The following is a 1,504-nucleotide window of genomic DNA, read 5'->3' as shown; positions in this document are numbered from 1 at the left end:
ACTCAACTTTCGCAGCTGGATAATCAGCTTACAACCTTAAGACTGTAAGAAGAATCTAATAAATTTATCCTTATTGACAAAAACACCTTGCTTGTTGGTATCATGGAAGTGTCGAATCAACCATGCCAACAAGAAAGGTGCGTAACTCTATGTTACAACAACATTCCATGTCTGACCAGTCTCGTTTCTCCAAACTTTTTTCAACTCTCCAAATCGGGAAATCCTTGCGTCATGCGGGCATTTCTAAATCGTTTGGCCTTTCGAGTCTCGCAGTTTTCCAAATTATCTTTTCTCTTGTTTTTGAAGGGAAGAACTGGTTTCGGCTACTTGAAAGTGAGCGTGGCGCGGATCTTCCTGGTAAAGATGTCGTCTATCGGTTTTTAAATCAAACTTCATTTGCTTGGCGTCGATTTTTGCAGACCTTAAGTCTTAGAATTGTGCTGCATTTCGAATCACTCATTTCACCTACTCGTGTACGGGTGTTCATCATCGACGATTCCATTCTGAGCCGAAACCGCAGTAAAAAAGCGGAACTACTAGCACGGGTATTTGACCATTCAACGGGTAAATTCACCAAAGGCTACACCATGCTGACGCTTGGCTGGTCGGACGGATTTAGCTTTGCTCCGCTTGACTTTGCTATGCTTTCTTCAGCCAAACTAGCCAATCGAATTTGCGAAATGACTTCGAACCTCTCGAAACGTAGCGTCGGATACAAACGTCGGATGGAGGCCCTTTGTCGGAAGCCAGATGCTGTAGTAGCACTGCTAGAACGGGCATTAACTGCTGGTTTCACTGCTGATTACGTGCTCATGGATAGCTGGTTTACACAGGCTCCACTTCTTCGTCAGTTGACGGGCAAGGGCCTTTCTGTGATTGGAATGGTGAAGGAAATGAAGCAGCGATATCTCGTTCAAGGACAACGATTGACGTTGCGTGAAGTCTTTCAAAGTCTTCCCAAATCGAGGGGTTCAGATATTAAGGGTTCTGTGATCGTCCAAACAACCTGCGGCCTACCTATAAAGCTAGTCTTTGTACGAAACCGAAACAAACGACGGGAATGGCTTGCGATTTTGAGTACAGATGTAGCCCTAGATTCCGCTGAAATCGTACGGATTTACGGAATGCGCTGGAGTATAGAGACCTTTTTTAAAGTGACCAAAAGCTATTTGAAACTAGGGACAGAATTTCAAGGTCGTTCGTTTGACCAACTGATTAGCCACACCACCATTGTATTTAGCCGCTATTTGGCGATGGAATATGAACGACGACAAACCAATGATGACCGAACTCTCGGTGGACTCTTCTTTCTATTTGCCGATGAAGTCCGAGATCTGGACTTCCAGACCGCACTTCAGCAACTCATGGTTTTATTTCTCGATCTGGTTCAAACGAAGACAAAAAAGAATAAAACGTCTGTTTTTTGTCAACTACAAGAATGGATCTCTAGTTTGCCCAGCTATATCAAGGGTTTGTTTAAAGATTTAAGCTGCGAAAGTTGAGT

The 1,504-nt window shown here is 43.8% G+C and carries 1 protein-coding gene; it reads left to right on the top strand.

What is annotated here, in order from left to right; all coding sequences use genetic code 11:
- Positions 1–149: 149 nt before the first annotated feature.
- Positions 150–1,502 carry an IS4 family transposase gene (locus tag AC1D7X_RS25725; protein WP_495476431.1) on the top strand — a complete coding sequence of 451 codons (1,353 nt, stop codon included), beginning with the start codon at positions 150–152 and terminating at the stop codon, positions 1,500–1,502.
- The last annotated feature ends 2 nt before the right edge of the window (positions 1,503–1,504 follow it).

The organism is Paenibacillus sp. Y568 (genome assembly GCF_059445545.1).
The sequence above is the reverse complement of the archived record's forward strand: the minus strand, read 5'-3'. Positions and strand labels throughout refer to the sequence as shown.

Bases quoted from the DNA above. Each gene is read 5' to 3' on its own strand.
- AC1D7X_RS25725 (WP_495476431.1), top strand. From the start codon at position 150: ATGTTACAACAACATTCCATGTCTGACCAGTCTCGTTTCTCCAAACTT.